A 24,105-nucleotide genomic window follows, 5' to 3' on the forward strand; every position below is an offset into this window, starting at 1 on the left:
TCATTTCGTCATGCGAACTATTACTCACAAAAAATTAGCAGATATATAAAGAAGAGGTGAGTGGATTGAATCTTTCTGAACTATCGATTAAACGCCCGGTCACCATGATTATGTTGACTCTGGCCATGCTGATTTTTGGTTTCGTTTCACTGCCTCGCTTGTCGATTGATCTCATGCCGGATCTTAACTTCCCGGTTGCTGTCGTGGTTACATCCGTTGACGGCGGATCTCCAAGTGAGGTAGAAAAACTGGTAACGAAACCGATTGAGGACGCACTTGCAACGGTATCCGATTTAGATAGTATACAATCGGTATCGATGGAAGGCGCTTCTCAGGTTATCCTCATGTTTAACTGGGGGACAGACCTTGATCAGGCGACTCTCGACATGCGAGAGAAGGTAGATCAGGTTCGTGGCTCTTTGCCTGACTCAGCCAGAGCGCCACGCGTACTGCGCATTGACCCGAACAGTACACCGATCATTGAGTTTGCGGTGACGGGTGAGCAAGATATCAACAAATTGAAAAAGATGGCAGAGGATATGATCCAGTCACGCCTGGAGCGTATTGATGGGGTCGCATCTGCTTCCATCAGCGGCGGACAAAGCCGGATCATCGATGTTACAGTCGACCCAGCAAAATTAGCGGCGTATGGTCTGTCACTTGACCAAGTTCAGCAAGCTCTACAGACCAGCAACTTGTCAGGTTCCGGTGGAGCGATACGCGAGGGTGACGCCAAGCTCAACATCCGTGTGCAAGGTGAGTTTGCCGATATCGAACAAATCGCGCTGACACCAATCTCTGTCGGCGGAAACTCCATCAGGCTCAGCGATATTGCCGAAGTAAAAGACACGCATCAAGATGTAACGCAATTGAGTTACGTAAATGGAACACCTAGCTTGGGCATTAAAGTGACAAAAGCTTCTGGCGGAAACACCATTGAGGTAGCAGATGATGTAAAAGCTGAGCTGGAGAAAATCAAAAGCGAGCTGCCAGAAGGCGTAGAAATCATTACGACTCTGGATACATCCATCTACATTAAGGATTCCGTTTACACCACCGCTGAACATGCTCTGTTGGGTGGCGGTATCGGTATGATCTTGCTGTTCTTCTTCTTGGGCAGCTTGCGATCCATGGTAATTGCGGTCATCGTTCTTCCAGTATCGATCGTTGCTACGTTCTTGCTGATGTACATGACTGGACAGACGATCAACTTGATTTCTCTCTCCGGTTTGACATTGGGATTGGGATCGTTGATTGACTTTGCGGTTGTTATGCTCGAGAATGTTTTCCGCCATCGAGAACAGGGAAAAGGCATGATGGAAGCCGCCCTGGATGGCTCCAAAGAAGTAGGTACGGCAGTTATGGCTTCGGCTTTGGCGCAAATTTGCGTGTTCTTGCCGATTGCCCTCACAGAAGGTATTGCTTCTGAGTTGTTTGGACCACTTGCATTGACGGTTGTCTACTCACATATTGCGGCGCTTGTATTCTCTATTTTGCTCGTGCCGATGCTGAGTTCGAGAATTTTGAACAAAATTCCGTCGCATACGCATCATGAGAACTATCGTGGAATCAATCCGGTTACTTGGTTCAACATTGGATTTAGCAAAGTGGAAAAAGGCTACCAAAGATTGTTAAAATGGTCATTGGGCCATCGTAAAACGGTCATGATTTCTTCGGTCGTCATGATGGTGGGCTCTCTCGCATTGACTCCATTGATCGGGGCTGAGTTTATCCCGGCTATGGACCAAGGTCAAGTAAACATCTCTATCAAAATGCCAAATGGTACCGTTCTGGCTGAAACAGAAAAAGTAACCAGACAAGTAGAAGAAATTGTCAACACGGTACCGGAGAAGAAAATTGTTGCGACTTCGGTGGGTAGCAATGCATCACCGATAGCGAGCACATTGTCATCCAATCAAGGAACGATCAGCCTGATGCTGGTAGATCTCGACCAGCGCACACGTTCCTCCAATGAAGTTGTAATGGATCTCCAGGAAAAGCTGAAGCATATTGCTGGACCTGAAATTACGGTAAGCGCACCATCCGGTATGTCTACGGGTTCCCCAATCCAACTGAAGGTTAGTGGGGATGATCTGGACGTACTGAAAGACATTAGTGGTATCATTAAAGGTGAAATTGAGAAGGTACCTGGTACAAGTAATGTAACAACCAGCTTGGAAGAATCAAGACAAGAGCTGGAAGTGAAGATCAATGCAGAGAAAGCGAGCTTGTACGGCTTGACGACAGGACAAATTCTCTCCAGTGTTCGCACTTCCTTCCAAGGTCAAACGGTAACGTATTATCGCACAGGCGATGATGAGATTGACGTCAACCTCAAGCTGCCGAAAGAGTTTCAGGAAGATATCAACTTCTTGAACAATATGCGAATTTCCGCTCCAGGTGGGGCACAGATCGCGCTGACCTCGGTTGCGACTATCAGTAAGGTAGATGTGCCTGTATCGATTAACCGTGCCAATTCAAGCCGTGAAGTTCAAGTAACGAGTGATTTGGCAGGGCGTGACCTGAGCTCTGTCACACGGGAAGTGCAAGAGAAAATCTCGAAGCTGAATCTCCCGGATGGTTACAAAGTCGATTTTGGCGGGCAAAGTGAAGAAATGATGGAATCATTCAGTAGCCTTGCTCTCGCGATTGTACTGTCAGTCGTGTTGCTTTATATGGTAATGGCAGCGCAGTTTGAATCGTTCTACACCCCGTTTATCATCATGTTCTCCGTGCCACCGACCGTTACAGGCGTTCTGCTTGGACTATTGGCGACTGGCACAACGATCAGCGTTGGGGTTTTGATCGGGTACATTTTGTTGATCGGTCTGGTCGTGAACAACGCGATTGTATTGATCGACTACGTGAACCAACTGCGTGCAAAAGGTATGGAGCTGTTTGATGCGATCCTGCATGCTGGGCCGATTCGTCTTCGTCCGATTTTGATGACGACACTCACCACCATTCTGGCGATTGGACCGCTCGCATTCTCTGGCGGTGCCGGATCTGAGACGAATGCACCAATGGCCGTAACGGTTATTTTCGGTCTCGGATTCTCTACACTGATTACACTGGTTCTGGTTCCTGTCGTTGCTTCCTGGTTTGATGACTTAGGGAAAAAGAGACGCTTGAAGCGCCAGTTGAAACTCGAAAAGAAACTTGCTAAGAAACAAAAGAAAATCAATCCCGCTTTGGAATCGTAAGACGTTTGTGGGAAGAGGAGGGACATACATGAAACTAAGTAAAAAACCCGTCATTTTGGCATTGCTGGCTATCACGCTAGTGGCAGGGTGCTCCAGCCCGCAAGCGGAAACGCCGCCTACGGAAACAGTGGAAGCGGCAACCCCTGTACAGGTTGAAACGGTTGCAACGGGCACAGTGGTATCAGATTCTGGTCTCACGGCAAAGCTGGCGCCGAGTGAGGAAGTGCAAGTCTCCCCGAAAATGGGTGGGAAAATTTCTTCCCTGCCAGTGAAACTGGGCCAATACGTGACAAAAGGTCAAGTATTGTTCAAGCTCGATGAAAAAGATCTAGTGAACAGTGTCAAGCAAGCTGAAGCAGCCTACAACGTATCGAAAGCGAGCTTAAGCCAAGCAGGCAGCAGCTCTGATCAAGGCTTGGTCCAAGCGAAAAATAGCTTGAAGCAGGCAGAAACTGCCCTTCAGGATGCAAAAGTAAACCAGCAGCGGATGCAACAGCTCTTTTCACAAGGAGCGATTTCCGCACAGCAGATGGAACAGGCAAATTCCCAACTGACAACAGCACAGACTTCATATGATAACGCGCAGCAGGCAGTGCAATCTGCTGGACAAAAAACAAGTGTGCAAGTTTCCGAAGCCTCTGTGCAGCAAGCGCAAGTAAGCCTGCAAAATGCTCGTGAGCAATTAGCGAATGCGACTGTGACGTCTCCGATCAACGGATATATTTCCAGCGTAAATGGCGCAGTTGGTCAAATGGCAGGCCAGCAGCCGGTTGTGGTTGTCGTTAACACGAACCCACTTCTGGTAAAAGCAAATCTGTCAGAAGCAGATATCACAAAAGTAAAAGTAGGAACTACCGTAAAAGTAAACGTACAATCGACAGGAAAAACGATTGATGCTAAAGTAACGGCGATGAGTCCAGTAATGGATACGCAGTTGAAGGCATACCCAGTGGAGATTACGATTCCAAACCCATCCAATGAGCTGAAGTCCGATATGGTTGTGAATGTAACCTTCCCATCGGTTGGGGAAAGTGGAGCAAAATCGCTCGTTGTAACGCGTGGTGCAGTTTTTGATCGCGAAGGTAAGCAGTATGTATTCAAGCTGGAAGGTGACATTGCAAAACAAGTCGAGGTCACTACAGGCAAATCCTCCAGTGATCAGATCGAAATTTTGACAGGCTTGTCTGCCGGCGATAAGATCGTGGTAAAAGGGCAAACACTGCTTCAAGATGGCGGCAAAGTCACTATTCAGTGAGAAAAAGAGTAGCAAGGAAGGGGCGGAGTACATCCGCCTCTTTTTTGTGTACAATGGAAATATTCGTCTCACTATTCCAAAAGGGAGGTGTCTTCATTTGTACTTCCGCAAACCACAGTCTGGTGATTATCCTACGCAGTTTGAAACCTATGTCAAAGTCGTTCCTGAAGGTGATCTGAATGAGCTGCTTTGCTCTCAGGAGGAAGAAATACTTGCTTCGTTTCGGTCATGCGGGGAGGAACTGAGCATGTTCCGTTATCAGGAAGATAAATGGAGTGTAAAGGAAGTTCTCGGCCATATTATGGATACAGAGCGAATCATGAGCTATCGCTTGCTGTGTGCATCCCGAGGAGACAAGACATCGTTGCCTAGGCATCAGGACATTTACGTCAGTCTTACGAATTTTGACCGCCGACCGCTTGTCGATCTAATCGAGGAGTATCGGACAGTGCGTGCTGCTACCCGATCACTGGTAAGAGGACTTACGGAAGAAGAGTTGAATCGTTCGGGCGTGATTATTCAGGACAAGACAACTGCAGCTGCACTCGTCTATTTTATCCTTGGGCATGCTGCTCATCATCTACATGTCTTCCGAGAAAGGTACTTGTCACATTTGTCAAAATTCTAATCTATTTTCTAAGGTGGACCAGATTTATCCATCTAATTGTAACGTTTCGTACCGAGTTTTAAGACATAATGAATATTATGTAAAGTAAATTGTCACGGATTTAAGACAAAGTGTCTTTGCTACTTTTGAAGGGGGAAAAGATTCGATACAATGAGAGAATAGTGGATAAAATACCCACCGGAGGTACATATGACTGGCGATATTACTGTGTTTTTGGCTTTTGCAGCAGGTTTCCTCTCGTTTATTTCCCCTTGCTGCCTACCGCTTTATCCGTCCTTTTTGTCTTACATAACTGGGGTTACGGTAGATGAAGTGAAGAAAGGGAGAGCGGTTTTTCGCAAGCAAGCCTTCTTGCATACCTTTTTCTTCATTGTCGGGTTTTCGATCATTTTCATTGCGCTCGGGCTGTCTACATCTTGGATCGGAAGCTTGTTCACCGACCAACAGGACTTAATTCGTCAACTGGGCGGTATTTTGCTTGCTGTCATTGGTTTGGTTATGCTGGGCGTGTTTAAAATGGACTGGATGATGCGTTCTTTTAAAATCGATTTAAAATCGAGGCCGTTGGGGTATACTGGGTCCATACTGGTGGGGATGACGTATGCAGCTGGATGGACACCTTGTGTGGGACCCATTCTTTCTGGGATTATCGTCATGGGCGTTTCCAATCCTTCAAGCGCTTTGGCGTACACATTGGCGTATACGCTCGGATTTGCCATTCCATTTTTTGTCATGACGTTCTTCATCAGTAAGGTGAACGCGATTGTGAAGTATTCCGACCTGTTTATGAAAATCGGAGGAGCCATTATGATTTTGTTCGGTATTCTTCTGTATACAGATAAACTGACGGATATTACACGCGTGCTCATTCAAATGTACGGAGGCTTTACGGGATTCTAACTCAGTAGGGCAGAGGTGACAAAATGAAAAAGCTGTTGCTCGCGGTGCTCGTATTGTTAGGGGTCGGACTTGCTGTTTGGGAAAAGCCTCAAGAAACAGCCGCAATCGTAGCAGAGGTTCAAAAACCGGAAGTTGGCTTTGCGGCCCCTCATTTTACACTGACCGGATTGGACCAGCAGACGTACAAGGTAGAAGGAAAAAGGGCGAAACCATTAGTCTTGAACTTTTGGGCTTCCTGGTGTGGACCATGCAAGCTGGAGGCGCCTGATTTACAAAAAGTCTATGAAAAATACGGCGGACAGGTTGATCTGTATGGCGTGAACGTCACGAGCAATGACAGCCCAGAAGCAGCTATGGCGTTCGTCACCAACTACAAGCTGACATTTCCGATACCGATGGACGTAGCTGGAAGCGTGTCGAACCGTTATAAGGTGATGGCATTCCCAACTACTTACTTGATTGACGCGGATGGGATTGTACAAAAGAAGATCATCGGCATGGTTGATGCCCCTACACTGGAGCTGGAACTGCGCCAGTTGTTAAGTCCAAAGCCATAGTGAAGGCTCATAAGTCGCTTGGAGAGAGTTCTCCGGCGGCTTTTTCTATTTGTTGACAAGTATGACAAGGCCCATTTTGCAGGTGAACATCTTGATTTTGTATGCTTGCCTAAAGAGCGGGGGTGTTCTCCTTCATAGACTGGAGTGATCCAGGGCAAAGGGAGGAAAACGGATGGCCAAGGGCAAAAAAATAAAGAAGAAGAATACGCGAGAGCACCCCAATCAAGTACAGCTGAAAATCGTAACGTCCCATACATGTCAAGTATGCAAGCAGCAATGTGCACGAGGGTTGGCATATCTGGAACAGATGTCCCAGCCCGGCGCGATCGGCTTTGGTGTACCATGCATCCTTACTAAGCAAAAGCCATAGTTTGTCCTTTTCCATGTGCAGTTGTACGGTTCACGGGAGATAGTCCCTTCACTTTCATTCAAGAGGGACTATCTTTTTTGGAGTGAACTACGAGGAATAGCGGATTTGCATGTAGAAGTGAGAACTATACGGAAGAAATCGGAGGAGGAATTGCCTACGGATCGGGTGAGAGTAGCTTTAAAAAACCAATATCAATTGAATGTGGAGCGTATCGAGCGCATTGCATATGGCTTATGGGAAGAAAGCTTTTCCGTTTGGACAAGCAGTCAACGATATTATGTAAAACGATTTTATGCAAAATGGCGCTTGCAAACTCGCTACCAGGAGATGCTTACTGGTCTAGCACTTAGCCAAGAACTGCGAGAGAAAGGCTTTCCCACCCCGCGCTTGCTTCTACCCCTTCATCATGAATGGCTTGCCCATGATCAGGGAGAGACGTACCAAGTAAATGAATGGATCGACGGGCGCAGCTATCATCCAGGGGAATTGCCACTTCGTGAAGCAAAGGCTATGGGGGAGCTGTTAGCCCATTTTCATCGGCAATTTGATCCTCTTCCCCCCATTGAGGACGTTCCCATGCTCTCGCCTTCCGAAGCGCTTGCAAATTGCCGAGAATTATGGAGTCAGTATCAGGAAGAGCAGGGAGATTTTCCAGTATACGTACGAGAATTACTCGAGGAGCAAATTTCCTTGCTGAAGATGGTGAGCCATGAATACGTTACCTGTTTGCCAGTCCCCTCGCTCCGAGGTAGATGCTTTCATTCGTATTGGGTCGAACAGCTTATTTTTCATCCAAATGGCGAGGTAGCTGCCCTCGTAGACTGGACAGATGGTGCTGGAAGGGAAGGGTATTGGGCAAAAGATCTGGTTACAGGGCTTCACTTGTCAGCCCTACAGTACGATGGGATCCTTGCGTTCTGTGAAGGGTATCAGGCTCATCATCCGCTGCCAAAATCAGAGTGGCAAGCGGTGCTGGCGCAGCTCTGCTACGGACATTTGGCGTCAACGAATTTTTTAGATAGCTGGCTCGTCAAGCACAATCGTCGTATGGAGCATTGGGAACAGATTGCGATGACCTGGACCAGGCTCGTTCCAGAGCGATTCCGCCTTTGGCACAAGCTGGAACAAGAACTGCTGGATATGCTATTCCCGGATCATCCGCAGGTCACTGTTGTGGTTGGCAGGGATAACGGATGAGCCTCAAGGTACAAAGCTGGCAGGTTTAACAGCTGTGTATTATACTGGAGGAACTGATGAAAGCAACCGGAAGGAGTGGAAATACGTGCGTCCGTTACAAATATCACCTGATACGGCTGTCAAGCTGGCCGAAGCACTTCAGGTACCTTTAGAGCGCCTCATGCACATGCCGCAGCATATTTTGTTACAAAAAATGATGGAGTTGGCAAAGCAAGAGAAAGAAGCAAGTGAGGGAGAGTCTAAAAAGCAAGACTAGATTTATTACACACGAGGAGGAGAAAAGATGGGGGCAAACGTAGCTCATAAATTCCGTACGGGGCTCAAGCCACAAGCGTTTGTGGAAAGCATGACAAAAAATCAGGATACATACCAAAACTGGTCGGATGCATTTTCATGGGAGAATGAACAAGACCGAGCGTTTTTTGCCTCTCTCCAGCATCGTGATGACCTTAGATGCTTGATTTTGGCTGCGGACTGGTGTGGCGACGTCGTTCGCAACTTGCCAGTCGTATTGCATGCCCTGAAAGAAACAGACATGCCTGTGGAAATTATGGTGATGGAACAACACCTCGATCTCATGGACGAGTTTCTGACGATGGGCGGTCGGGCGATCCCTGTCGTTATTTTCGCGGACACGGGTGGACATGTTCTGGCCAAATGGGGACCGCGACCGAAGCATGTCCAGGCTGTCATGACGGCGTTTAAACAACAAAACCCGGATCGAAACGCCCCAGATTATGAAGACAAGATCAAAGTGGCGCGTTCCGAAATGCTCGAGCAGTATGGAGAAGGCAATGGCTACCAGCAAGTGATTGTCAAAGAACTGAGAGAGCTGCTTTCCTCGATCTAATTTATCATACGTATAACAGGGCGGAGTCACGGCTCCGTCTATTTTCATGCAGAAGGGCTGAATAACATGTATTACTACGGGAATGAAACCATTATGTCTTTGGAGCAGGTGCTTCGCTTAAAAGCATCGGAAGTTCGAATTCTGGAGTGGGTACGTACCTACGAGTTTTTAGAAAACAGTTATGGGATAGATGAAGCCGTTCCCTACTTCTTGGAGATAAAATGCGAAGAAGAGCAAGTAAAGATTCGCAAAAACCGCATTCTAGACTTCCCGGAATACTCCTGTGAGGAAGAAGCAACATTTCAAGAAGTAGACGAAGCACTGCGCGTCTTTCATGAGTGGGCGCAGGAAATCTTGGCGAAAAAAGAGAGTCAATCTAAATAAATATATTGACGTCAAACAAAGTTCATGATAGATTAATAAATGTCGCTTCTGGTTGAAGAGAGTAGACGCAGAAGATAGACAGCACATATTGTGGGGAGATAGTGAAGTGGCTAAACACGGCAGACTGTAAATCTGCTCCCTCCGGGTTCGGCGGTTCGAATCCGTCTCTCCCCACCATTGATTTTCTATCGATGTTGTGCTATTTTATTCATAGTTTCACATGCCGGTGTGGCGGAATGGCAGACGCGCGCGACTCAAAATCGTGAGGGAAACCGTGGGGGTTCAAGTCCCTTCACCGGCACCATAGCAAAAATGAATGCACACTAACCATGTTGTTTAGAGACACGTGGAAGGTGTGCTTTTTTAGTATACGGGAAAACAATTCAAACAGCGGCGAGTCTAAGGCTTGATTTTCAGGTCTTAGATCGCCGCTGTTTTGTTTTTTGGTAAAGAAAATAGCTTAGCTTAAAAGTTCAATTCTGCAATCGTCTCACCAAACAGAACCATGCCATTTTTTTGAAATCCGAGGGAAGCGTAAAGGTTTTCGGCTGCAACATTGGCTGGGGCATAACCAATGACAATTTTTTGACAACCTTCCTTTGCTTTCAGGATATCAATGACTTGCGAAATCGCAGCACGTCCGTAGCCTTGCCGCTGAAACTTAGCATCAATTAAGAGTCTGTAAATCCAGTAGTTGCCATCGTCGGGATCAAGTCCATACATGACAAATCCAACCATCGTTTCATCATGGTATATGGCCAAAGGGACAAATGTCGTTTGAAACTTTGATTCAGCGAGGGAGTAGAGGTTCGGGGCAACAAACTCACTCTGTTCGGGAGTAGGTTCCAGTTCAATACACTCTTCCCAGTTTTCCAGGGTTACTTCACGAAGTGTCACAGACATCTAATCACGTTCATCCTTCCGGGGCTTGTTTTTACCAATATATTACATTTTATCCTACGTGAAAAGACACCCAAAATCAATAGTGTGCACAAAATTTTTTCCATTCTATGCAGCGCTAGAGAAAGGGAGGAAGAGATGCAATTAACCTAATTTTCAGAAATAACATTTTATGGAAAATTCATTTGACACTAGAGAAGAGTCATCGATATAGTTGGGATGGAAGTATTTGTAATCAAATAGATTTTTTACCATGATCGAATTGTGATTCCATCTGCACAATTCCGAAAGGGGGGATATGCAATGCGCCAGGATAAGAAGCAATTGAAGGTGGAATATCCTTTAAGTCATCCACAAAAGCGTATCTGGTATACGGAAAAATTACATCCGCAGCTTCCCATCCATACGTTAGGGGGGATGGTGCGGGTTCAAGGAAAGGTGAAACTGGATGTTCTGGAAGCGGCCATTCACCTGTTCATTCAAAAGAACGATGCTTTGCGCCTCAACTATCAGGAGGAAGAAACAGTCCTTCAGTACGTTGGAGAGTACGAACCACAGCCATTGCAGGTGTTTGATTTCAGACAGGAACCGGATGCCCCTGATCGGTGCAGACAATTCCTGCAAGCTTTGTTTGCAAAACCATTTTCGATCGGACAGGAGCCTCTATTTTACTTTTGTCTGATTCAACTGAGTGACGAAGAAGCCGGATATTTTGTAAAGTTTCACCATTTGATTGCTGATGGTTGGTCCATCTCCATTATGACAGAACAAATTTCTCACTATTATGACACGTTGTTGGCAGGCGGTACCGTTCATGTAGGAGATGAACACGCTTATCAAGCTTTTGTCGAAAGGGAGCATGCCTATTCTCTGTCTGAGAGATTTGAAAAGGACAAGCGATACTGGCGGGACAAGTTTCAGAGCTTGCCGGTGATCACGACACTACAAAAGGCAACGGATACTACCGAAGGCAAGCGCAAAGTCTATGCATTCAACCGTGAAGATTCGACAAGAATACGCGAGTTTGCAAACCAGATGAAATGCTCGCTAAATTCCATGTTTGTGGCTCTCGTCAGTCTTTACCTTCAGCGTTGTACGAGGCAAGAAGAAATCGTGATCGGTACGCCGCTGTTAAACCGTTCAGGCAAAGTGGAGCGCAAAATATTCGGGATGTTTACCAGCACCATGCCATTTCGTCTGGCAGTTCCGATGGAAATGGATGCTTTCGATTATGTCAAATATGTCAACAGGGAATTGACTTCCTGTTTTTTTCATCAGAAATATCCGTACGATTTGCTGGCTCAAGAGTTGGAATTGAAGAAACATGGCTATGACAGCCTGTTTCAGATTTGTGTAAATTATTACAGCACGCAGCTGCCCTTCACCCTTGGCGGGTACCCCGTGACGAATGAGGAGTTTTACAACGGTCACCAGTTGTATTCGCTCCAAGTCATTATCAGGGAATGGGCTACAGATGAACGATTGACGCTGGAATTGGATTATAAGATCGCCGAGTACACGGAAAATGATGTTGATCGAATAGCGGATCATCTCGTAAGGCTGCTCAATCAGATGATCACGACTCCAGAAGTACCGCTGTCCAATCTGAACTTCCTTGCTGACGAAGAGTTGGCACTACAACTCAAAACGTGGAACGATACAGCGGCTTCTTATCCCAGCCAGAAGACAGTAGTCCAGTTGTTTGAAGAGCAAGTAAAACGCTCACCACAGGGAGTTGCATTGGAGTCAGAGGGGCGCATACTGACATTTTACGAACTGCAGGATCAAGTGAATCGACTCGCCCAGTCGTTGCGAATCCGAGGAGTTGGTCCTGGGGTAATTGTCGCACTGCTGGCAGATCATTCGCCAGAGATGATCATCGGGTTGCTGGGAGTGCTAAAAGCGGGCGGTGCTTACCTTCCGATTGACCCTCAACTCCCTTCTCAGCGTATCGAATATCTGCTGTCTGATTCTGGAGCGGACCTGTTGCTTCGTCACACCTCGCGAACAGAAGATATTTCGTGGTCCAAAGAAATTCTGGAGCTCGGTGATTCGTCCCTGTATTTAAATGATGGCGCGTTCCTGGAGTCGGTTAATCAGCCAGATGATTTGGCCTATGTCATTTATACATCGGGCTCTACCGGAAATCCGAAGGGAGTCATGGTTACTCATCGGGGGTTAGTCAACTATATTTCGTGGGCGAAAGACCGCTATCTCTCCTGTCCAGAAGAAGCGTTTGCTTTTTATTCCTCACTAGCATTTGATTTGACGGTTACGTCCATTTTTTGCCCGCTGGTAAAGGGAAACCGGATGGTTATCTATCCGCACTCCGATTCAGAGTTTGTGTTATCGCGCATCTTTAGCGACGGACGTTCCCATGTAGTAAAGCTCACGCCCGCCCATCTGTTTTTGCTGCAAGAAATCGATCTGCCTACTACTACGGTAAAGAGAGTGATAGTGGGCGGCGAGGACTTGAAGGTGAGTCTGGCTGAGGCGATTCATTCGAAATGGAACGGACAAATCGAAATTCTCAATGAGTATGGACCTACTGAGACTGTAGTCGGGTGCATGATCTATCAATTTGATCCAGAGACCGATGTCGAGGGTTCTGTGCCGATTGGACATCCGATCAATAACGTGCAGCTTTACATTTTAGATTCATATGGGAAACCAATCCCGATCGGATCGACAGGAGAGTTATTTATTTCGGGAGATAGTGTGGCACGCGGGTATCTTAACCGCGAGGAGTTGACTCAAGAGCGTTTCCTACCCGATCCGTTTCAGCCAGGTAAAGTAATGTACAAGACGGGCGATCTGGTTCGCTATCGGCCAAATGGAGTTATGGAGTATCTGGGGCGGGCTGACTATCAGGTGAAGATTCATGGTTACCGCATTGAATTGGGTGAAATTGAACAGCAGCTACTAGGGCATTCTTCTGTGCGTGAGGCTGTGGTGATCGATCGCATAGATACGTGGGGGCGTAAGTACCTTTGTGCTTATTTGATCACGGAAACATCTTTCCGGGAAAAAGAGCTCCGCGAAGAACTTGCAGGTCGATTGCCCGCATACATGATCCCTTCGCAAATCGTGCAGCTTGAACAGTTTCCGCTGACCTCAAATGGCAAGGTAGATCGAAAACAGCTTCCCGAACCTGTCATTGAACGAAAAAGTGGGGAGGATGAAACTAGTCCTCGTGACGAGTTTGACAAGCTATTGGTTGAAGTGTATGAGGATGTGCTTGGTCATTTACCGTTTGGGCTGCATGACCCGTTTTCCCAACTAGGGGGGGATTCGATCAAGGCGATTCAGGTTTCCTATCGATTGCATCAGCGAGGAATCAAGATTCCGGTAAGAGACATCTTGATTTACGACACGATTGCAGAACTAAAAGCGAGAAGTGACTGGAGCTGGGGAGTGGAACAGATCTCACAAGAGCCGTGTACGGGTGAGTTGCCGTCATCTCCCATCGTTTCGTGGTTTCTGTCACAACAGTTCCGCAATGCTGATCATTGGAACCAGTCGTTGCTCCTTGAAAGCAAAGAAAGAGTAACGCTAGAGGAGTTTGAAGCGAGTCTGTCTGCACTGGTTACCCATCACGATTGTCTACGACTCAATTACTCTGCAAAAGAAGGGAAGCTCTTTTACAATGAGCGCCACCTTACCAACCGGGTGTCAGTGTCTTGCGTCGACCTTTCTTCCTTACCGCAAGAAGAACAGGCGAGTAGAATGCTTGAGTTGATGAGAGATTGCGCTGTGAGCTTCAAGCTGGAAGAATCATTGCTGTTTACCGGTTGTCTCTTTGAATTAGGTCCCGATCGACCTCAACGATTGTTTTTGACGGCCCATCATCTTGTTGTGGACGGTGTCTCCTGGAGGATTCTGCTGGAGGATTTGATGAGCGCCTTGGCCAGTCTGAAACGTAATGAGCCGATTGTCTTACCGGATAAAACACATTCGATGCAAGCTTGGATAAAGGAAGTCTCCGCCTTTTACCAGTCGGATCAGGCAAGCAAAGAAAGAGCATATTGGGACATGTTTTCCATCCCGGAAGACAAACTTCCAACTGATTACGATTTTGGCGAAGACTTGGTAGAATACAGCGCTACTTCTACACGCACACTTTCAGCCGAGATCACGTCACGACTGTTGACAACGGCTAACCGAATGTTCAACACAGGTCCCCAAGACCTATTGGTTGCAGCACTTACCCGGACATTGTGTGATGTGTTTGAAAGAGCGCGTCTCTTACTGGTAATGGAGTCGCATGGGCGTGAGTCTTCTATTCATGCGATGAACGTAACCAGAACAGTAGGATGGTTTACCAGCATGTATCCTGTTTTGTTCGAAACGAATGCATCCAATCGGACCGATCACCTGAAAGAGGTAAAGGAGAAGTTGCGCCAGATACCGATGGGTGGTCTTGGGTTTGGCTGGCTAAAGCCTCAACTGCTCGCGGCCGAGGAAAAGTCCCATGTTCGTTTCAATTATCTGGGAACCGTTGATAATCAACGGAGTGATGATCTGGTTCTACTGGGAGGAAACTTGGCGGTTGATGCCGGAGTGGGTAATCATTTGACAGCACTGCTTGATGTGGCTGCTCTCATTCGACAAGGAGAACTTCAGGTTTCGGTTACGTACAGCTTGCGCAAGTATCGTGAGGAGACCATAGAGAAGTTACTTGCGTTGTTTTTCAGTGAATTGGAGCAGCTCATTGATCATTGCTGCCGTCAAGAGGTTCCTGAATTTACTCCATCGGATTTCGAAGATGTGGAATTGACACAAAAAGAACTGGATTTGCTGTTTGGTTAACAAGCGAATCACATGCTTGACCGAGTGTTTCGAGAAAGCAAAGAAGAAGAGTGTGTATGAATGACGGGAGGGATTACATTGAGTGTTAAGGTGTTGATGGGAAAAAAAGGATTTGAGGAGTTCGCAACAATTGTCGGCTTTACAGAAGCAGAGAAGGAAGAGCGCAGTGCATTACTGGAGCAGTCTTATATGCCATTCAAGGTGACTCGCTATTATGCCGAGTTGATTGCGAGTCAATCAGAGCCATATCGTACCCAGATGATCAATATCGTGCTTCCGCCACCGGGAGAGAAGCCCTATAAGGGCCGCTTTGATCCATATGGGAACAAGTCGTACCGTCAAGATGAAACAGCTTTCCTGCAACACAAGTACAAAAAGACATTGTTGCTTCACATCGACGACTTTTGTATTGCCAACTGCCAGTTCTGCTATAAAGTGAACGAAATCCGCCACGAGGATATTGGGTACACCAATATTATGGAAAAAGCAGAAAGGGCAGTGCAGTATTTGGAAGCTCATCCGTACATCGATAATGTTCTCTTTACCGGTGGAGATCCTGCTTCCTTCCGTAAAAGCTCTGACCTAATCAAGCTGATTAGCACTCTATTGAGTGTGAAGAGTATTCGACTCGTTCGCTTTGCCACCAAGGCACTGGCCTATGATCCCGCTCGTTTTCTCGACGGAGAGCTGCTAGCGTTTTTTGACCAAGTAAGACAGACGCCCGGCAAGCAGGTAAGTGTGATTTCCCAGTTCAACCATCCCGGTGAAATAAGCGACGTTTCGATTCAAGCAACACAAGCGCTGCTATCCGTCGGTGTACAGATTCGCGGACAGCCTGCCATCATTCGTGGCGTGAACGATTCTGTCGAGACTTTGATTGACTTGCAGCGCAAGTTTCTCGATAATCGCATCATTTCGTATTATTTGACAGTGTTTATGCCAGTCAGGGGAGTCGAGCAGTATGCGATTCCTCTGGACGAGGCGTTCCGGAATGTGGCCGAGTCCAAACGCAATCTGGGTGGTTTGGAGAAAAAAGGGGTACTTCTTACTTCGCACGACTTTGGAAAATTAGAGATTTGCGGCTTTTATCCGACAGCCGAGCGCCCTGAAAAAATTATTTTGAAATGGCATCAAGCGGTCGGACCAGACTATCTTCCAGAGCGGTTGAAGGAATTAATCCCAACCCGTTCAGAAGACCTGATGATTTTGGACTACAAGCAGGGAGAGATGTACTGCCTCGACCATGTATTCGAGCACAATGGCTTGCCGTACGTGAATGCAGATGGGGAGATCGTGGAAAACCTGCCGAGTGAAGCTGTTCGGTAAGGGAGTCAGGAGAGAAAAATTGTGATGAACAAGATCGACAAAAACAATATAGCTGATATTTTGCCGTTAAGTCCAACGCAGGAGGGCATGCTGTTTTATTACCGACTCCAAAAGGATTCCAATCTGTATTTTGAACAGCATCGGCTAACTCTTCGTGGGAAGTTTCAGCTGGAGTTGTTTACGCAGGCTGTTACGATGGCGTTTGAGGCCAATGAAATGCTTCGTACGGTTTTTCGCTGGGAGGGGCTTCAAGCCCCTGTCCAGCTGATTCTCAAGCAAAAGACAGTGGAGATTCCTTATTTCGATTGGAGCGAGTTACCATCTGGAACGCGTGAAAGAAAACTGTCTGCTTTGTTGTCACAGGACAAGCAAACACCTTTCACGCTTGAGTTGGGCAATACCATTCGCATTCAAGTTGTAAGGATGGAGTTGTATCGTTATGAAGTCATATGGTCATTTCATCACATTCTCATGGACGGATGGAGTTCCGGCATTCTCCTAAGAGAGATATTTACAGCATATGGACAATTGTGCTCGGGGCTGTCCCCTGCGATCAAGCAGAAGGCGAAATACAAAGAGTATCTGCGTTTTCTAAAAGAAGCATCGAAAGAACAATCGTTATCGTATTGGAAAGATTCCTTACAAGGAATTAGCTCTCCTACGCCGCTTCCCTATATGCGGGATCGCAACGAAGAGCAGCGGTATTCTTCTTATCATCTTCGACTCAGCCGAGCGCTTACGGAAAAATTGGAGGAAACATCCAAGCGTTACCGCGTGACAATCAGCACAGTGTTGCAAGCCGCATGGGGTATTTTGCTGCAAAAATACAGCGATACGCAGGATGCTCTTTTTGAAGTGGCGTACGCCGGACGTCCTGCCGATCTCACTGGAGTAGAGGAAATCGTCGGCCTCTTCATCAAGACGTATCCGCTCCGGGTCAAACGGACAGAAACGACAACAGTCAAAGATCTGCTGGGTGTCATGATGGAAGAACAGCACCAGATGGCCCCGCATTTGTACGTGCCATCGATTCAGTTGAAAAACTGCTCAGAGATGGATGCACAAACTCCTTTGGCGCACAGTTTGTTCGTTTTCCAAAACTATCCCATCGACAAGACACTGGCCGGATTGGAACTTGACTTCGAGTTGGAGAATATCACTTCACATGAAACAACCGATTATCCAATGGTGCTGGAAGTAACACCAGGTGATGAATGGACAGTCCATGTCAACTACCAGGCATGGAAGTTTCAAGCGAAGGAAATCGAACGCCTGGCGCTACACTATCTGAGCCTTCTCGAGCAGATTGCGACTGATCCGGATCAAGAAATTCGTGACCTTACCTTGCTCAGTGATCGTGAGCGGCACGAGATGATCGAGGAACAGATGAAAGTCGTGCCAGTTCCAAGCAACTACTGCGTGCACGAGTTGATTGATCAAGCGGCAGAAAAAACACCGGATGCAGTTGCGCTTGTACAAGGTAAGCAGACTGTGACCTACAAGGAGTTACAAGAGCAAGCGAATCGCCTGTCTTGGGCTCTGCAAAAGGAGGTGACAGATGCAGGCCAACCGATAGTTATCATGTGTGATCGTTCCCCTGAGATGATTACTGCACTGCTGGCTATCCTCAAAGCTGGGTGTTACTATGTCCCGCTTGATCCAGACTTGCCAAAAGCGCGAATTGAACAGATCGTAAGCCAGATTCAGCCTGTTCTGATTGTGACAGAGGGCAGCTATCTGGAACTCGTCGCTGACTTGCAAACAAGGGTGTTTCGTCTGGATGAACCAGCATGCTGGGCACAGGAATTAACTCAAACACCACAGCGAAAAGCGGTACCTTCGAGTACGGCGTATGCCATCTTTACTTCTGGTTCGACAGGTACGCCAAAAGGTGTGCGTGTAAAGCATGATCAATTAATCAACGCTCTTTGGTGGCACATTGAATTTGTCGGGTTCGGAGAGCAGACGAGAACGTTGCAGATCGCCACATTGACTTTTGACGCATCGGTTGTCGAGATTTTCTGCACACTGATCAGCGGCGGTACCCTTTGCTTGTTGCAGCGACATGAAAACAAGTCCCCGCAAAAGCTCGCGGCTGCCATCGAGAGCCAACAAGCAAACGTGATACTCGTCGTCCCTACGATGTATCACGCTTTGCTTGACCACGTGGCTGATGGCTCGCTCGATTCGATTCAAAAAGTGCTGTGTACAGGAGAGATGCTGTCTTCTTCGTTAGTAGAACGACATGCAGCCTTGCTGCCTCAAGCACAGATGTACAACTTGTATGGCCCAACGGAAAATAGTATCTCGGCATCTGGGTATTGTGTACCGCGACAAGGACCTTTTGAAAATCCGCTTCCGATTGGACATCCAAGTTACAACGTTCGTGTCTTTCTTCTGGACCAAGATTTTCATCTATTGCCCAAAGGGGTGATAGGAGAAATGTATGTAGGCGGGATGGGAGTAACGGAAGGTTACATCGCTGACGAGGAAAGAACCAGAGCGTCCTATATACTGACCCCGTATGGCAGGCTTTATCGTACAGGAGACTTGGCTTGTTGGACGGATAAAGGACATCTGCAATATTTTGGTCGCAAGGATTTCCAAATTAAGATTCGCGGCAACCGCGTTGAATTGGAAGAAATTGAAGCTGTCCTGCGCCGTCAGCCTGGTGTCAGGGAAGCAGCAGTAGTGGCCATTCAGGAGTCAAAACGCGATCCTTATCTGGTGGCATGCTTGGCCGCGATGCAACCGATTGAGGAACATGTTCTGCGAGAAGCAGTGCTGACTTATCTGCCTGATTACATGCTACCTGCCATTTTCGTCCATCTTGATGCCTTGCCTCGGACGCAGAGTGGAAAAGTAGACAAGACTGCCTTGCAACGTCTGGATTATACGCAGTATCGCACGGGAAAGGAAGAGGCCCCGGCAGATGAACTTGAGCAGCAATTGGCTCAAATATGGCGAGAACTTTTGGCAGTCGAAAAAATAAGCGTGCACGATCATTTTTTCTCGCTAGGAGGCCACTCGCTAAAGGCCGCTCAACTCGTGACCAGATTGCAAAAAGAGAGAAAAACAGACATCACGATCAGGGATGTATTCCAGACCCCGACCATTCGACAATTAGCTGACCGCATCAGGGGTAGACAGCCGATATCCTACGCGCCGATTGACCGGGCAAGTAAAGCCGAGAGATACAGGGCTTCGTCTTCACAGAAACGCATTTTCGTGATGCATGGAATAGAAGGGGAAAGCACCAGCTACAACATGTCGGGTGTAATCGCGGTGAACGGTCATCTGGATGTAAGTCGAGTGAAAAGTGTGTTTAAGGATATCATCCAAAGGCATGAGGCATTCCGAACTTCGTTTGCGGTACAGGATGGAGAAGTGTATCAGTACATCAGCGACAATCTGCCATTTGAGATCAAAACGATTCATAGCGACGGCAGGACATTGGACGAACTGATGGAAGACTTCCGGCAATCTTTTGATTTGACGAAAGCCCCTCTCCTTCAGGTTTGCCTAGTCGAGGTCACAGCTACTCAGCATTATCTGCTGTTCAACTCTCATCATATTATTTTGGATGGCATTTCACTGAATGTGTTAATGGAAGACTTCGCTAGATTGTATGTGGGTGAAGAGCTGCCTGCACTGCCCATTCAATACAAGGACTACGCCGAATGGCAGTGGCAGAAGCGGGGGAGCGAGCAGTGGAATCAGCAGGAAAAATACTGGGTGGACACTTTTAGTGACCGAGTCCCGCTCATGTCTTTTCCGCTGGATTATCCGCGTCCTTCTGTTAAGACATTCCAGGGAGATCACCATACGTTTTTTATTACTGATTCTACGTACGGTGATTTGCATGCATTTGCCAAACAGAACGAAGTGACTGTCCATGCTGTTTTGATGTCGGCTTATTACGTGTTACTGATGAAATACACGTCTCAGGAAGATTTCGTTGTCGGTTCTCTGGTAGCTGGACGAAACCATCCCGATTTGGAGCGAATCGTCGGCGTCTTTATCAACTTCCTGCCGATACGCAATCGTCCTCGTGCCGATCTTGTGTATACCGATTTTGTACAAGAGGTGCAGCGCAGTCTGCTACTGGCCTACGAACATCAGGAGTATCCGTTTGAAGAGATCGTTGCTCGTAGCGCCGCAGGCATCCAGCAAACGCAAAATCCATTATTTGATACGATGCTGATCTTCCATAACCAACGGGAGCAGGAAGTCCGGTTTACAGTGGGCGACGTGCAATTTGAAGAGGTTCCGCATGAATCGAAGACGTCGAAGCTTGACTTTAAGCTGGATATTACACCACTCACTGATCAATTCAGGTGCGTGCTTGAATACGATACCCAGTTGTTTAAAGCCCAGACAATGGAAGGCTTCGCTGACAACTATTTGCGTGTACTGGCAGCGCTTCTGAAGCATCCAAAACAGCGATTGGATGATGTTGACATCGTCCCACATCAAACAGAAAAAGAGGGCGTGATGAACCGCCTTCATCATGTCGGAGTTGCAGTTCCAGAACTGGGCCCGGCTCAAATCATGTATGGCACTCTCGGATTTGATGCAAGCGATTCACTGCATGATCCAGAACAAAACGTGTATCTATCCATGTGCATGAAACCGGGATGTGTGCCAATCGAGCTAATTGCGCCTGTCGATGAAACGTCACCTTGCGTTCGTTTGTTGGAAGAGAAGGGGACGGGTCCGTACCATCTATGCTTTTCCATTTCCAATATTGATCAATTTTTGAAAAAGTTAGTTGACTCTGGTTTCCAATACGATTTGGTCAGCCCACCAAAGCCAGCAGTACTTTTCAATCATAGACTCGTTGCCTTTCTCTTTCTGGAATCAGTAGGATTGATTGAACTTGTAGAGAGCGAGGACAGGAAGCATGACGAATGGCAAAGCAGCGACCAGCAATCTGCTGTCCGGTTGCTTACATCAGATGCTGAAAAGGCACTGTCGTTCTTTACATTCCTGGGCTACCGGGTTCACGAGAAATACCTGGATCGGCAATCGCAAGCCAGTATCATCACACTGGGCAAAGCGAGAGAGAGTAGCATCCAGTTAGTCGAGCCTCGAATCGAGCACTCACAAGAACAACGGGAGCTCATGAAAAGTGGTTGTGGCGTTTACCAAATCGAGGATCGGGTAGCGAACCTGACTGAACGGATCGACACCTTGATAGCGTGCGGCATCCCCGTTTCTTTTGCAGACCGGGCTGGACGTAATCTGCAACTGACAGATGCCCCCTACCTACTTTTGACTGACGGGAAATCAGCCGTAGAAAGACCTAAGCCGATTCTAGGCGAGTTTCATTCGGGAACAGCGCCCATCTATTCCTTCGTTCAGGAACGTTTGCTGAAGCAGGAACAAGAGAATGGGATTGTGGCTGTCAGATGTTTTGACATCGAGCTTCGGAGCAGAATCGAACTGTCGTATATGCAGCAAGCTTGGCAAGCTCTCGTGCGACGTTTTCCTCAGTTGTCGCCCCAAGGCTTATCAGAACCGATTCCGCTTGGGCTTTGTGATTTACAGGAGAAAAGCGAGGCAGAGGCGACGGGATGGTTGCGTGAACGATTGACTGCCGAGCAGAAGAGGTCTTTTGAGGACAAATCAGGATGTTTGGCTCGTTTTGAACTGATAAAGCTGGCTGCTGACCGCTATCGGTTGATTGGAAGTATACACAGTTCCTTAAGTGATTGGCGAGGTCTCGGACTCCTCCTGGAAGAATGGGAGGCTCTGTATCAGGCCATTGCAGAAGGGCATGAACCATCGCCGGAAGAACAGCCTCGCTACGAAGCATTCGCTGTTTGGCAGAAAAAAATGCTTTATTACGGGCATCTCGAGGCCCAACGTCACGAGTGGTTGACAGCAGCAAATCCACAATCTGCTCAACCATTTGGTACGGGTGGGGTAGCGAAGCGACAAGTCGAGCAGGATATCGACCCGACAGGTCACGCCGATTTGCTGCATGTAGCTGCTCATTTCAATCAGGAGTTGGGAGACATCTTGCTTGCCTCCTACCTGCTGTTGCTTCGACAGGTCACCCAATTACCTAGTTTGACGCTTGGGGTAGTGACGACGAATCGGACGCAAGATGTGCTGGAACAAACGATAGGCAATTTTGACAACATCGTACCGCTCACCATCGATATGCAGACGATCAGTTCGTTTTCACAATTATTGGATCAAACGAAGCAAGTACGTGCCCGGATGCAAACGCTCGCGTTGTATCCGTCAGAGCACTGGCAAGCGACGACGCACATGGAATGGCCGACACTTTTTGTCAACCAGACGATTCCGTTCAAAGCTCAGTCAGCTGTTTGGAAACGGGAAGTCAAACGTTCAGTTGAGCCAGAAATAGCCGGAAGTCCGTTGGTTCTTCAGGTAGCAGAAACTTCGGAAGGTATCCATGTCGTTTTTAGCTATGATCCATCTATGCTTCAGACGGCATATGTTGAATCGCTTTCGGATCGCTATGTGAAAATCCTAAAAATGTTAGCAGAAAAATCCAAAATAAAGTAAAAGGGGTAGGAGAATATGGAAATCAGATCCTCCATTAATTTTCACGACGAGCGCTTTTTGATGTTTGTACTGGACCAGATGGCAAATGAGCTTGAGAGAAACGGTGGAGAAGCGATCCGCATGACTCTTGGGAAGTCAGAAATGCCGCTGCATCCCGAAATTATCAATTCTATGCAACAGGCATTGAACAGCTTTGAAAAATATTCGCTTGTATATCCAGGGGGGCTGCCTGAGCTGAAAGAAAAGCTCGCGACCCACTATAAAACAAAATACGATGTGTCAATCAAACCGGAGAATTTCGTGATCAGTGTCGGAACCAGCACACTCTTCCGTAACCTGTTCTACCTCCTGCTTAAAGAGGGCGATGAAGTGTTGCTGCCACTTCCGTACTACTCGCTTTATCATTTCTGCGCGCTCTTAGTCGGTGCGAAAGTTCGTTACTACAAAATTGATCTGGATACGTTGAGACTGGATGTGGAGTCGTTCAAAGAGAACTTTACAGACAAGACAAAAGTGGTCGTGATCAACACGCCAGGCAACCCGTTGGGAAATATTCTTACAAAAGAGGAATTGTATACGATCGACAGCATCGTAGACGGTCGTGCAGCTATTATCAATGACGAAATTTATGCGAATACCTACTTCGATGACGAGTGCGAATCCGTGATGCAGCTGAAAAATACCAAGTCTACATTCATCACAACGGATGCGTTTTCCAAAGCGTATCGGATGTACAGCAGACGTGTCGGATATGCGATCGTACCGGATGAGCTGGTGCAGCCACTGACGGTCATTCAGCATCACACACTGCTCACAGCAGACCCAGTCGTACAGTTCGGAGCAATGGCTGCGCTTGATTACCAGCATGAGGTTGATCATTTGGTCCAACTGTACAAAGGTCGTCGAGACTACACGATAGACGCTTTCCAAAATGTACCGGATGTCCGTGCTCTGCCAGCGAGAGGCAGCTTCTACTTCACGATTGACTGCGAAGAATTTATGAAGAGAAAAGGCATCAGCACCTCGCTTGAGTTGGCTACGCAAATTTTCGAGGCTACACATGTGGCGACCGTACCGGGTTCTGACTTTGGCATCCCGAACACACTGCGCCTCTCATACTCTGCCGCCAAGTATAACGAGGGAATTAACCGTTTGCGGGAATTTTTCACCACCACCTAAAAAGGGG

15 protein-coding genes and 2 tRNA genes are annotated in these 24,105 nt (G+C 47.4%); 16 read left to right on the forward strand and 1 reads right to left on the reverse strand.

Annotated elements, in window-relative coordinates; all coding sequences use genetic code 11:
- Positions 1–65 precede the first annotated feature (65 nt).
- The 12 genes from FB479_RS04330 (at position 66) to FB479_RS04385 (ending at position 9,648) form a co-directional block, all read left to right on the forward strand.
- Positions 66–3,203, forward strand: a complete 3,138-nt coding sequence (locus FB479_RS04330) for an efflux RND transporter permease subunit (RefSeq protein ID WP_106656445.1) — start codon at positions 66–68, stop codon at positions 3,201–3,203.
- A gap of 28 nt (positions 3,204–3,231) precedes the next feature.
- Positions 3,232–4,458 carry an efflux RND transporter periplasmic adaptor subunit gene (locus FB479_RS04335; RefSeq protein WP_106656444.1) on the forward strand — a complete coding sequence of 409 codons (1,227 nt, stop codon included), beginning with the start codon at positions 3,232–3,234 and terminating at the stop codon, positions 4,456–4,458.
- A 97-nt stretch (positions 4,459–4,555) separates the two neighbouring features.
- Positions 4,556–5,086, forward strand: coding sequence for a DinB family protein (locus tag FB479_RS04340; RefSeq protein WP_142062705.1), 531 nt, complete (start codon positions 4,556–4,558; stop codon positions 5,084–5,086).
- Between the two features lie 189 nt (positions 5,087–5,275).
- The gene (locus FB479_RS04345) at positions 5,276–5,986 is read left to right on the forward strand and encodes a cytochrome c biogenesis CcdA family protein (protein WP_048033259.1); all 711 of its coding nucleotides are present in this window, start codon (positions 5,276–5,278) and stop codon (positions 5,984–5,986) included.
- A 23-nt stretch (positions 5,987–6,009) separates the two neighbouring features.
- A complete protein-coding gene (locus tag FB479_RS04350) occupies positions 6,010–6,543 on the forward strand; it encodes a TlpA family protein disulfide reductase (RefSeq protein WP_106656442.1) in 534 nt (177 codons plus the stop codon).
- Positions 6,544–6,715: 172 nt separating this feature from the next.
- Positions 6,716–6,913, forward strand: coding sequence for a hypothetical protein (locus FB479_RS04355; RefSeq protein ID WP_142062708.1), 198 nt, complete (start codon positions 6,716–6,718; stop codon positions 6,911–6,913).
- A 150-nt stretch (positions 6,914–7,063) separates the two neighbouring features.
- Positions 7,064–8,110: a phosphotransferase enzyme family protein gene (locus tag FB479_RS04360; protein ID WP_126435427.1), complete on the forward strand. Its 1,047-nt coding sequence runs from the start codon at positions 7,064–7,066 to the stop codon at positions 8,108–8,110.
- 85 nt (positions 8,111–8,195) lie between these two features.
- Positions 8,196–8,366 (forward strand): YycC family protein, encoded by a 171-nt coding sequence (locus FB479_RS04365; protein WP_142062711.1) that lies wholly within the window; start codon positions 8,196–8,198, stop codon positions 8,364–8,366.
- Positions 8,367–8,393: 27 nt separating this feature from the next.
- Positions 8,394–8,960, forward strand: coding sequence for a thioredoxin family protein (locus FB479_RS04370; protein WP_142062715.1), 567 nt, complete (start codon positions 8,394–8,396; stop codon positions 8,958–8,960).
- 66 nt (positions 8,961–9,026) lie between these two features.
- The gene (locus FB479_RS04375; protein WP_106656438.1) at positions 9,027–9,344 is read left to right on the forward strand and encodes a hypothetical protein; all 318 of its coding nucleotides are present in this window, start codon (positions 9,027–9,029) and stop codon (positions 9,342–9,344) included.
- Between the two features lie 92 nt (positions 9,345–9,436).
- A tRNA-Tyr gene (locus FB479_RS04380) sits at positions 9,437–9,521 on the forward strand.
- Positions 9,522–9,566: 45 nt separating this feature from the next.
- Positions 9,567–9,648 (forward strand) — tRNA-Leu (locus FB479_RS04385).
- Between the two features lie 161 nt (positions 9,649–9,809).
- Here the strand turns inward: FB479_RS04385 and edeQ are convergent.
- Positions 9,810–10,247: an edeine self-resistance N-acetyltransferase EdeQ gene (gene edeQ / locus FB479_RS04390; protein ID WP_106656437.1), complete on the reverse strand. Its 438-nt coding sequence runs from the start codon at positions 10,245–10,247 to the stop codon at positions 9,810–9,812.
- Positions 10,248–10,547: 300 nt separating this feature from the next.
- Here edeQ and edeP point away from each other — a divergent pair, with 300 nt between their 5' ends.
- The 4 genes from edeP to FB479_RS04410 all read left to right on the forward strand — a co-directional run bounded on the left by edeP (position 10,548) and on the right by FB479_RS04410 (position 24,098).
- The gene (edeP, locus tag FB479_RS04395; RefSeq protein WP_142062718.1) at positions 10,548–15,053 is read left to right on the forward strand and encodes an edeine non-ribosomal peptide synthetase EdeP; all 4,506 of its coding nucleotides are present in this window, start codon (positions 10,548–10,550) and stop codon (positions 15,051–15,053) included.
- Between the two features lie 78 nt (positions 15,054–15,131).
- Positions 15,132–16,379 (forward strand): lysine 2,3-aminomutase, encoded by a 1,248-nt coding sequence (locus tag FB479_RS04400; RefSeq protein WP_142062721.1) that lies wholly within the window; start codon positions 15,132–15,134, stop codon positions 16,377–16,379.
- A 24-nt stretch (positions 16,380–16,403) separates the two neighbouring features.
- Positions 16,404–22,919, forward strand: coding sequence for an edeine non-ribosomal peptide synthetase EdeN (gene edeN / locus FB479_RS04405; RefSeq protein WP_142062951.1), 6,516 nt, complete (start codon positions 16,404–16,406; stop codon positions 22,917–22,919).
- 15 nt (positions 22,920–22,934) lie between these two features.
- Complete coding sequence (locus tag FB479_RS04410) at positions 22,935–24,098, forward strand: pyridoxal phosphate-dependent aminotransferase (RefSeq protein WP_142062724.1); 1,164 nt, start codon at positions 22,935–22,937, stop codon at positions 24,096–24,098.
- Positions 24,099–24,105: the final 7 nt, after the last annotated feature.

Source organism: Brevibacillus sp. AG162 (genome assembly GCF_006715575.1).
Classification (GTDB): domain Bacteria; phylum Bacillota; class Bacilli; order Brevibacillales; family Brevibacillaceae; genus Brevibacillus; species Brevibacillus brevis.

What these genes read in the sequence shown, in the direction of transcription:
- FB479_RS04375 (WP_106656438.1), top strand. Translation starts at nt 9,027, where the DNA reads ATGTATTACTACGGGAATGAAACCATTATGTCTTTGGAGCAGGTGCTT.
- edeQ (WP_106656437.1), bottom strand. Translation starts at nt 10,247, where the DNA reads ATGTCTGTGACACTTCGTGAAGTAACCCTGGAAAACTGGGAAGAGTGT.
- FB479_RS04410 (WP_142062724.1), top strand. Translation starts at nt 22,935, where the DNA reads ATGGAAATCAGATCCTCCATTAATTTTCACGACGAGCGCTTTTTGATG.
- FB479_RS04350 (WP_106656442.1), top strand. Translation starts at nt 6,010, where the DNA reads ATGAAAAAGCTGTTGCTCGCGGTGCTCGTATTGTTAGGGGTCGGACTT.
- edeN (WP_142062951.1), top strand. Translation starts at nt 16,404, where the DNA reads ATGAACAAGATCGACAAAAACAATATAGCTGATATTTTGCCGTTAAGT.
- FB479_RS04335 (WP_106656444.1), top strand. Translation starts at nt 3,232, where the DNA reads ATGAAACTAAGTAAAAAACCCGTCATTTTGGCATTGCTGGCTATCACG.
- FB479_RS04370 (WP_142062715.1), top strand. Translation starts at nt 8,394, where the DNA reads ATGGGGGCAAACGTAGCTCATAAATTCCGTACGGGGCTCAAGCCACAA.
- edeP (WP_142062718.1), top strand. Translation starts at nt 10,548, where the DNA reads ATGCGCCAGGATAAGAAGCAATTGAAGGTGGAATATCCTTTAAGTCAT.
- FB479_RS04355 (WP_142062708.1), top strand. Translation starts at nt 6,716, where the DNA reads ATGGCCAAGGGCAAAAAAATAAAGAAGAAGAATACGCGAGAGCACCCC.
- FB479_RS04345 (WP_048033259.1), top strand. Translation starts at nt 5,276, where the DNA reads ATGACTGGCGATATTACTGTGTTTTTGGCTTTTGCAGCAGGTTTCCTC.